This is a genomic window from Streptomyces sp. WAC06614 (assembly GCF_003949795.1).
Classification (GTDB): domain Bacteria; phylum Actinomycetota; class Actinomycetes; order Streptomycetales; family Streptomycetaceae; genus Streptomyces.
This window is the reverse complement of record NZ_RPRY01000355.1, coordinates 1-6,799: the sequence shown is the minus strand read 5'-3', so window position 1 is coordinate 6,799 and position 6,799 is coordinate 1. Positions and strand designations below refer to the sequence as shown.

The 6,799-nt window shown below is 76.8% G+C and carries 4 protein-coding genes and 1 pseudogene; 1 reads left to right on the top strand and 4 read right to left on the bottom strand.

Annotated features, from left to right (window positions below; genetic code table 11):
- The coding region (locus EF918_RS37365; RefSeq protein ID WP_185921991.1) for a hypothetical protein at positions 1 to 2,219 on the top strand (2,219 nt) is incomplete at its 5' end.
- Here the strand turns inward: EF918_RS37365 and EF918_RS30455 are convergent.
- The 4 genes and pseudogenes from EF918_RS30455 to EF918_RS30440 all read right to left on the bottom strand — a co-directional run.
- Positions 2,170 to 4,626 (bottom strand): right-handed parallel beta-helix repeat-containing protein, encoded by a 2,457-nt coding sequence (locus EF918_RS30455; protein ID WP_125652155.1) that lies wholly within the window; start codon positions 4,624 to 4,626, stop codon positions 2,170 to 2,172. The genes EF918_RS37365 and EF918_RS30455 overlap by 50 nt on opposite strands.
- A gap of 163 nt (positions 4,627 to 4,789) precedes the next feature.
- Complete coding sequence (locus EF918_RS30450) at positions 4,790 to 5,401, bottom strand: hypothetical protein (protein WP_185921990.1); 612 nt, start codon at positions 5,399 to 5,401, stop codon at positions 4,790 to 4,792.
- Between the two features lie 291 nt (positions 5,402 to 5,692).
- Positions 5,693 to 6,520 carry an MOSC domain-containing protein gene (locus EF918_RS30445; protein WP_125652154.1) on the bottom strand — a complete coding sequence of 276 codons (828 nt, stop codon included), beginning with the start codon at positions 6,518 to 6,520 and terminating at the stop codon, positions 5,693 to 5,695.
- A 43-nt stretch (positions 6,521 to 6,563) separates the two neighbouring features.
- Positions 6,564 to 6,799: pseudogene (locus EF918_RS30440) on the bottom strand (hypothetical protein); the annotation flags it as partial.

The following is a 6,799-nucleotide window of genomic DNA, read 5'->3' as shown; positions in this document are numbered from 1 at the left end:
CCCACGGCCGCGGGGTCACCCTCCTGAGCCACTCCGTCACCAGCCCGGCCGGGGTGGCCGGCGTGGTCGTGGAGGCCGTGCTCACCGGTGAGACCTCCCCCGCCGTGCATTCGCTCGCCACCGCCCGCCCCGCCGCCCCCGGCTCCCCGCGCAGCCTGCGCGCGTACGGCGTCCTGGTCCGTCTCCTCGCCCTCACCCTGACCGTGCTGCTGGTGGCCGCCGCCTGCGAGGTCAGCATGGACCTGGTCGCCTGGCAGTGCGCGGGCTCGGTCCACTGCGCCGCCTCCCGCTCCTGGCTGGGTTTCCTCGCCCCCGCGGGCGGCGGCTGGTGGTCCCCGCCCGGCCGTCGGCTGGCCCTGGGCGCCCTGCTCCCGGCCGCCCTGACCCTGCTGCTGTGGTACCTGTCGCACCGCACCTGGAGCGCGTACGAGTCCCAGCCCCCGCCGCCGGGCACCACCGACCCGGACGGGGTCGAGGGCAGCGCGCCGGTCCTCGGCCGGCCCGGCTTCTGGTACGGGCGGCGCCTGGTGGCGCGGCTGCGCGCCGCCCACACCACGGCCGGACTGCTCACGGTGGCCGCCGGGGTGACCGTACCCGTGGCCCGGCACGACCGCGGCCCGGCCGGCTCGCCCGTGCTCGCCGGTGTCGGTGCCGGCGCCGAGGCCCTGCTGGTGGCCGGTGCGCTGACCGTGCTGTGGGTCGTGGTCCGGCGGGGTCGCAGCGAGGCCCGGCCCGACCACCGGCCGGACCGGGCCGCCGTGTCCTGGCTGCCCGGCTGCGCGCTCGCCCTGCTGGCCGCCGTCCTGCTGTACGCGGGCTGGTCCCGGCCCGGCCGGGACTCCGCCGGGCGGCTGCCCGGGGACGCCTTCTTCGGGCTGCTCACCGTCGGCCAGGGACTGTGCGTGCTGGCCCTGGCGGTGGTCGCCGTCCGGCTGCACCGGCGCACCCCGTCGCCCGGCGCCGCCCTGGGCGGTCTCGGCGGGCCCGCGATCGCCCTGCTGGCCTGTGCCCTGGGCGGGGTGATGACCGGCGGGGTGACCGGCCGGGTCGCCGACTGGCTCGACGGCGGCGCGCACCCCGGCCACGCCGGGGCACCGCTGCCCGGGCCGCCGGTGCTGCTGTCCTGGCAGGCCGCCGTCATGCCCCCGCTGCTCGCCGTACTGGCGCTGCTGGCCTGCGCGTTCGCCGTCCGCGGGATCCGGATCCGGCACCGTGTCGCCGCCACCGTGGCCGCCGAGTACCCCGGCGCCGTCCACGACCGGGCCCGCAGCCGGCGCATCGCCGGGGCCCGGGCGGCGGCCTCGCTCACCGACTCCACGCCGTGGCTCGTGGCCGCCGTCTCGGGGCTGACGCTGCTGCTGGGCGCGGTCGCGGTCGCCGGGGCCTGGCTGACCGGGCAGGTGCCCGCGGTGGCCGCCCGGACCGGGCCCGCGCCGGTGGCGTTCGCCGCCCGGGCCGCCGAGGACGCCGGGTCCTGGCTGGTCGGCTTCGGTTTCCTGCTGTTCGTCACCTGGGGTCGGCGTGCCTACCGTGACGCCTCCGCCCGCCGCACCATCGGCATCCTGTGGGACGTCGGCACGTTCTGGCCGCGCGCCGCGCACCCGTTCGCGCCGCCCTGCTACGCCGAGCGGGCCGTGCCCGACCTGACCTGGCGGATGACCACCTGGACCGGGCGCAACGGCGGCCGGCTGGTCATCTCCGGGCACTCGCAGGGCAGCGTGCTCGCGGCGGCCGCCGTGTGGCAGCTCCCGCCCGCGGTCCGCCGCCGGGTGGCCCTGCTGACGTTCGGCTCCCCGCTGGCGCGGCTCTACGGGCGCTGGTTCCCGGCCTACTTCGGGCCCGCGCCGCTGACCGCCCTGCACGCGGAGGTCGACTGCTGGCGCAACCTGTGGCGGGCCACCGACCCGATCGGCGGCCCCGTGCTGGCCGGGACGGCGGACGGCGCGGCCGTGGACCGGGGCCCGCTCGCGGACCCGCTGGCCTACGGGCGCTCCGAGCGGCACCCGCTGCCCGCGCCGATCCTCGGGCACTCCGACTACCAGGCCGACCCGGCCTTCGCCGCCGAACGCGCCGCCCTGCTGGCCCGGCTCGCCGCCGGCCCGGCACGGCCCCCGGCCGCGCCGGGGGAAGCCGTCGTACCGGGCGGGGCCGTCGTACCGGGCCCGCGGGTCAGGGGCGGGCCGCCGGCACCGGCAGGTCCGCCGGGAACAGCAGGGTGAGCTCGTCCGTGCTCGGCTCGACGAGCTGGGCGACCCGCCCGGCGTGCCGCTCGACCATGGCCTCGAAGGTCTGCCGGGCGGTCCGGCCGTTGCCGAACGCCGGTCCCTTCGGCAGCTCCGTGAAGTACGCCAGCAGGGCCTCGCCGGTGCCGGGGCCCAGCCGGTACTCGTGCTCCTCGGCCTGCTGTTCCACGATCCGCAGCAGCTCCTCCGGGCCGTAGTCCCCGAAGGTGATCGTCCGGGAGAACCGGGAGGCCACGCCCGGGTTGACGGTCAGGAAGCGTTCCATCTCCGCCGTGTACCCGGCGACGATGACCACCACCGCCTCGCGGTGGTCCTCCATCAGCTTCACCAGGGTGTCGATGGCCTCGCGCCCGAAGTCGCGCCCCGAGTCCTCCGGCGCCAACGCGTACGCCTCGTCGATGAACAGCACCCCGCCGCGGGCCCGTTCGAACGCCTCCTGGGTACGGATCGCGGTCGAGCCGATGTGCTCGCCGACCAGGTCCACCCGGGACACCTCCACCAGGTGGCCCTGCTCCAGCACGCCGAGGGAGGCCAGGATCTCGCCGTAGAGCCGGGCCACCGTGGTCTTGCCGGTGCCGGGGGAGCCGGTGAACACCAGGTGCCGGCGCACGGACGCCGCCTTGAGCCCGGCCTGCCGGCGGCGCCGGCCCACCTCGATCATGTCGGTCAGCGCCCGGACCTCGCGCTTGACGCTGTCCAGGCCGACCAGCGCGTCGAGCTGGCCGAGCGCCTCGGCGGCGGTGACCCGGGTCTCCGGCGCCCGGTCCGGCACCGACGGGCGCTGCTCGGGCACCGCGGCCGGCTCCGTACGCGCTCCCGCGCGGGGTTCGGGCACCGGTGCGGCCGCGGCGGCCACGGCACGGGCCCCGGCCGTCTGGGCGGTCCCGGGCGTGCCCAGCACCCCCGGGCGCTGCACGGCCGACTCGTCGCTGGTGCAGCCCTCGGCGAGCGGACCCTCCTCGTCGAACTCGTACCCGCCGCGGGCACAGCGCTCGGTGTGGCAGCGGGTCAGGACCGTGCGGGAGCCGTCGATCACATGGAAGCCGAAGCCGGAGCTGCCGGTGACCCGGCAGGACCGGAAGCTGCCCCGGCCGCCCGCGGACACGTAGAACCCGGCCTCGGTGGGGGAGGAGACCGTGCAGCGGTCCACCGTGGGATCGGCGCCCTTGGTGACGATCACGCCCGTCTGCACGGTGTCGACGGTGCAGTTGGCGAGGGTGCCGCCGCTACCGTGGTCGCGGAACCAGGCGCCCGTGGCCGCGTCGCGGATCCGGCAGTCGTCCAGCTGCACGGTCGCGCCGTCGCTGACCGAGACGGCCGTGCTGCGCACCTGTGACAGGTCGCTGTCCACCACGTCGGCGCGCGAGCCGCGGTCCAGCACGAACAGGGCGTCGGGCACGTCGTGCACCCGGCAGCGGTCGAGCGCGGCGCTGGCCCCGTCGCTGATCCACACCGCCGGGTAGTCGCCGGTGCTGTCGTGGATCTCGCAGGACTCGGCGTCCACCCGGGTGCCCGGGTCCCACACGGACAGGCCGTTGCGGCCGAACCGGCGGACCACCGTCCGGCTGAGCGACAGCACGGCGCGCGAGCGCAGGTCCACGGCGTTCTCGGGCACGTCGTGGATGTCGCAGCCGTCCAGGGCGAGTACGGCGTCGGTGTCGAGGGTGACCCCGTCGGCGGAGGTGCGGTGCACGGAGCAGTCGGTGAACCGGGCCACGGCCCGCTGGGCGATCTGCACCCCGGTGCCGCGGATCTCGTAGACCTCGCAGCCCAGCGCCTCCAGTCCCGAACCCTCGCCGGTGACCGCGATGCCGGCGCCCGTGCTGTGGTGGATCCGGCAGCGCTCCAGCCGCGGGTGGCCGCCGCCCTGCACCGAGACCCCGCTCTGCCCGGACGCGAGGACCTCGCACTCCTCGAACACCCCGCCCCCGCCGTCGACGACGGCGATGCCGACCCCGGACGGGTTCTCCACGGTGCAGCGGCGCACCACCGGCCGGGCGGCGCCGCGGACCTCGATGCCGGCCGCCGACCGGGTGCTCACCCGCAGGTCCGTCAGCTCCGGGGAGCCGTCCTCGACGAGCAGCGCCGGGGCGGCCCGGTCCCCGCCCTCCAGGTGCAGGTCCTGGACCACGGCGGAGGCGTGCACGGTCAGCGCGACCCCGTCGGGCGGGGCGATCCGTACGGCCCCGGGCGCGCCCTGCGGGCCGCGCAGGGTGACGGCATGACGCAGCACCAGGTTCTCCCGGTAGGTGCCCGGGGCGATGGACAGCACGTCGCCGTCCCCGGCGGCGGCCAGGGCCGCCGTCAGCGTCGGGTACTCGCCCGAGCGGCGCCGCCAGCGCGACGCCCCGCCGTGTGTCACCTGGACCGTGCCTTGTGCCATGCGCTGCCGTGCCCCCACCCTCGTACTCGTGCTGCCGAAGCGACCCAGGGCCTGTCCGGCGGTCATGGCCGGGGCCGCGACGCCTGTCCGACCCTCGTCCGCCGGACGGGCCCGCGAGCCGGCGGCTCCACCGTAGCGCGCCGGGAGCCGGTGGGGTGCCAGGTCAACTGTCCGCGCCGGTGCGGCCCCAGTCCGGGCCGACCGCGGCCCAGGCCCGGTCCAGCCGCCGGTACCGCTCGTGCGTGAGGCGGCGGACGACCAGCCGGCGCACCGTGACGGTCAGGGCCGCCGTGCCCAGGGCCGTCGCCAGACCGGCCACCGCGGCGTGCACCGAGGCCGTCCGGGGCTCCAGCGGCCGGGTCACCGGCCGGCCGGCGGTGTCCGTCCATATCCGGAACCGGTCGCCCGGTCGGGGCGGCTCCTGCGCGGCCGGCACCGTGCCCTGGTGGGTGCTGCCGTCCGGGGCGGTCCACGCGGCGACGACCTCGCTGCGCCGCGGGCCCTGGTGCTGCGCCGCCGGGTCCTGCGGCGCGTCCGCCGGCGGGCCGGCCGCCGGGCGCACCACGACCGCCGGGACGAGCTGCCGCTCCTGCTGCTGTTGCTGCGCGGCCCGTTGCAAGGTGGCGTCCACCCGCAGGCCGGCGAGACAGCCGGCGGCCGGGGCGAGCACCAGCAGGCTCACCAGGGCGGCGAACGCCACCCAGGCCTCGATCAGATCCGTCGTCCGGCGCAGCGGATTGCGCCGCCAGCGCCACACTCCCATGGCTGTCCGCACGTCCGGCACCCCCTCAGCCTTCCGTCTTCCTGCGCGTCCTAGCCTCCCCCATGCCCCGGAAACACGCATTCCGGGGCGTGCAGGCCCCGAATCACCCGATCCGGTGGTCGGGCCGGAGAACGGGTGGCGGGCGCCTCGACGAACTGAACGCCCGTGCGGGGACGGTCGGTTCCCGACGGACGGCAGAGCCCCTCGAAGGTGGCGCTCCGGTTCGTCCTCGCCGCGTGGGGGGAGCGGGACGCCGCAACGACGACGGCGCGGGCGGGACCGGAAGGGGCGTGACACGCAGGGTCAGTCCAGGACGCGCACCTCGTCGCCGACCCGGACGGTGCCCGTGCCGAGCGGGATCAGCATCCGGCCGAAGACCAGCGACTTGCCCATCCGCCGGTGCCGGCCGAGCGTCTTCAGCGGCTCCTTGCCGCGCTCGGCGGTGTGCTGGTCGGTGGTGGTGACGATGCAGCGCCCGCAGTTCTTGGGCCCGCGGAAGAGCACCTCGCCGATCGCCAGGCGGTGCCAGTGGTCCTCGGCCCAGGCGGTGGCCCCGGCGACGACCACGTTCGGGCGGAAACGATTCATCGGCAGCGGGCCCTCGTCGGGGTGGTCGCCCTGCGCGATGAGCTCGTTCAGCGCGTCCAGCGACGCGAGGGTGGTCACGAGCAACGGATAGCCGTCGGCCAGGCTCACGGTCTCGCCCGGCAGCGCGTACTCCGGGTCGACGGGCCGGCGGACGGCCGGGTCGTCCAGGTGCACCAGGCGCGCCGGGACGCCGAGGTAGTCGCTGAACCACGCGTGCGCGGCGGAGTGGTCCGAGACCACCGCCTCGATCTTCTTCCCGAACAGCTCGACCGGCTCCAGCGGCCCGGGCGCGGGCACCTCCACCACCAGGTCGGGCATGCCCGGTGCGGCCAGCGCGATCGCGCCCGCCGACAGCGGCCGCGCGGAGGCGAGCGCCAGGCGCGGCTGCTGGCGCTGGGTGATGACCGTCCCCTCGGGACCGACCAGGGCCCAACGCCGGTCCCCGGACAGCCCCCAGGGCTCCACGGCCACCTCGTCGGGAGAGGTCCCCGCCACCGACTTGACGGGATGGACGTGGAGCGCCTGTACGTACATGTTCACCATGGGGGCATCCTGCCAGGCGCCCCCGCTCCTGCCGAACCCTCCGTCAGTAACTGCGGCCCGGGTACTGACGGCTGTACTGGTCCTGGTAGGCGGGGATGCCCGTCGGGATGCCGGTCGGAGCGGTGCTCGACATCACGGACTGGACCGGGGCCGGAGCCATCGGACGCGGAGCGGCCGGGCGCATCGCCTCGTAGCCGGTGTTCACCGGGACCGGGCGCGGCTGCTGGGGGGCCTGCTGCGGGATGTACGGCGCCGGGGCGTGCTGCAGCGGGGCGGGCT

Excerpts from the sequence above, each read along its gene's own strand:
- EF918_RS30455 (WP_125652155.1), bottom strand. The coding sequence starts at position 4,626 with ATGGCACAAGGCACGGTCCAGGTGACACACGGCGGGGCGTCGCGCTGG.
- EF918_RS30445 (WP_125652154.1), bottom strand. The coding sequence starts at position 6,520 with ATGGTGAACATGTACGTACAGGCGCTCCACGTCCATCCCGTCAAGTCG.